The sequence below is a fragment of the Paracoccus versutus genome (assembly GCF_000763885.1).
Taxonomy (GTDB): Bacteria; Pseudomonadota; Alphaproteobacteria; order Rhodobacterales; family Rhodobacteraceae; genus Paracoccus; species Paracoccus versutus.
Genome location: NZ_JRKO01000161.1, coordinates 1 through 1,239 on the forward strand (window position 1 = coordinate 1; position 1,239 = coordinate 1,239).

The window sequence follows — 1,239 nt, forward strand, 5'->3', positions numbered from 1 at the left end:
GACGAGTTGGCCGCTGGCATCCTTTCGGACGCCAGCGGCCTTTTTCACGAGAGAGAGATTGAGGTTCGTTCGGTTTCAGAAGCTGTATTGCGCGGCGAACTGGATCCTGTCGTTGTCGAACCTGGCGCCGTCGAACTGGCGGCGCTCGGCCCTGATGTATTCCAGGCCCAGCGTCACCGGCTTGACCGGCTTGTACTTGACGTTCAGATGCACCGCGCTCAGCTTGTCGGTGCCGTCCGCTGCCGCGCCGGCATGATCGTCGTAGTCGTTGACGCCATAGCCCGCGCCGATCTCGAATTGCGGGGTGATCGCATGGCTCAGCGCGATGCCGTAGCCCTTGGCGCCGATGGCCTGGCCATTCGCGTCCAGCTCGGGGGCATAGGTCGCGCTCCAGGCCGGCAGCAGCGAGGAAATGCCGTCGCCCTGGGTGTAGGAGGCCTGGATCAGCCCGCCCTCCCACAGCTTGGCATTGGCGCTGATCGTCGCGCCCCAGCTGGATTCGACGCCGTTCACCGGATGCTCCAGGCTGCGCGAGATCGCGGCCAGCTTCACGCTGCCCTGCGCGAATTTCTGCGTCACCGCGGCGGCGATGGCGACGCGGTCCTTGAGCGCCGAGTTGTCCTCTTCGAGCGAGAGCGCGGCCGAGGTGTCGCCGAATTCGGCGGTATAGCGGACCTGGCCGACGCGATAGGCCGGGGCGCCGGTCTGGCCGTTGGCGTCGATGAAGGCCGGCAGTTCGCCCACCGGGGTGAACAGGCTCCAGGTCTGGCCGGCGAGCAGGCCGTTCAGCTCGCCGAAGGCGTGGCGCAGGCGGAAGGTGCCGCCGCCGCCGCCCAGGAAGTCGCCCTCGAGGTTGAACTTCAGCTCGCCCATGTCGGTGGATTGGGCGCCGCGGATGCCGATGCGGCTTTGGTAGGCATGGGCGCGGCTGGCGGAATCCTCGGTGCTGGCGGCGGTGATGCCGGCGATGCCGCCCGAATGGATGCCGAGGTCGTGGCTGTTGTCGTAGATCAGGTCGCCCTTGACGTAGCCGTAGAAGTTCAGCGTGAAGCCGGTGGGCGTGGTCAGGCCGGCCGGCTGGGCCTGGCGCGCCTCGAGCGCGGCGACGCGGTCCTCCAGCGTCTGCGCGGCGGCGGGCAGGGCGGCAAGCCCGGCCGCCAGCGCGGCGAGGCCAAGCCCGCCGATATGGGTCTTCTTCATGGTGCTCCTCCCTGAGCCTGGTGATGCATCGCGCCGCAC

1 protein-coding gene is annotated in these 1,239 nt (G+C 68.4%); it reads right to left on the bottom strand.

What is annotated here, in order from left to right; all coding sequences use genetic code 11:
- Window positions 1–75 precede the first annotated feature (75 nt).
- The gene (locus tag IT40_RS26420; RefSeq protein WP_036761489.1) at window positions 76–1,200 is read right to left on the bottom strand and encodes a DcaP family trimeric outer membrane transporter; all 1,125 of its coding nucleotides are present in this window, start codon (window positions 1,198–1,200) and stop codon (window positions 76–78) included.
- Window positions 1,201–1,239 lie beyond the last annotated feature (39 nt).

What these genes read in the sequence shown, in the direction of transcription:
- IT40_RS26420 (WP_036761489.1), bottom strand. Translation starts at nt 1,200, where the DNA reads ATGAAGAAGACCCATATCGGCGGGCTTGGCCTCGCCGCGCTGGCGGCC.